Origin of the sequence: Variovorax sp. WDL1 (assembly GCF_001541225.1) — a bacterium.
Lineage (GTDB): Bacteria > Pseudomonadota > Gammaproteobacteria > Burkholderiales > Burkholderiaceae_C > Variovorax.
Map to the genome: position 1 here is coordinate 1 of NZ_LMTS01000146.1, position 843 is coordinate 843.

Consider the following 843-nt stretch of genomic DNA (forward strand, 5'->3'; position numbering starts at 1 on the left):
AAAGTGACTCGGCTGCCGGGACGACGCCCCGGCTCCAGCCCCCAACAAAGCGCAACGTACAAACAGAAGGAGCAGGCCCACGCCCTCCCCCCACCGGTCCCGCGAACAAGGCCCAGCAAAAAGTTGCCACCGGATGCCTCATCATCATCCGCCCCCCTTCTCGCTAACGCGCAACCCTTCAAGCCGCAGCCCCGCAGCCTCGAAGCGCTGCTCCAGCGCCGCACCGTGCGCACGCAGGCGTCCAGCCGTCGCCCCCTGGCTCGCCACGAATTGCGCCCGGACCGCATCGCCCGCCAGCGTCAGGCGCAGTTCCACCGCCCCGAGCCGCGGCAGGTCCAGCGACACAGTCGTGCTCCAGCGCCGCGTTTCGTCCTGCGCCGCGGCCTCGTCGCGCGCCCGCTCATCCTCCTGCTGGATCGACCAGTCCATCGGAACCTCCGGCCAGGCCTGCCCGCTCCAGCGGAACACGGCAGTGGCCAGCAGGTCGAGCTGCTGGTGCACCACGGTGGCGGCTTGCGGATGGATCAGTTCGGCGCCCTGGGTCGGCGCACTCGGGACGGCGGGCGCCACGCCATGGCGCACGACCTCCGCCTCCGCGCGCTGCGGCCCGGCAGCAGCGCCCTCGCCAGCCCGGTAGGCCGCACGCACGCGCTCGGCATCGGCCAGCGACGCGGCCTCGGTGGAGACGGCAGGGTCACGCGGCGCCGGCCCGTCCAGCACGGCCACATCCGGCTCACCATGCCCAGGCGCCGGCGCAGCGGGCATCGCCGCGCCCGGCGCGGATGCCGGCGCGGCATCGGCCGCATCCGCCGCGATCGGCAGCGCAGGAGTGGCGGCCATCGG

At 73.8% G+C, this 843-nt stretch carries 1 protein-coding gene; it reads right to left on the reverse strand.

The features are described 5' to 3' along the window. Nucleotides 1-144: 144 nt before the first annotated feature. The coding region (gene fliK / locus APY03_RS40405) for a flagellar hook-length control protein FliK (RefSeq protein WP_198161271.1) at nucleotides 145-843 on the reverse strand (699 nt) is incomplete at its 5' end.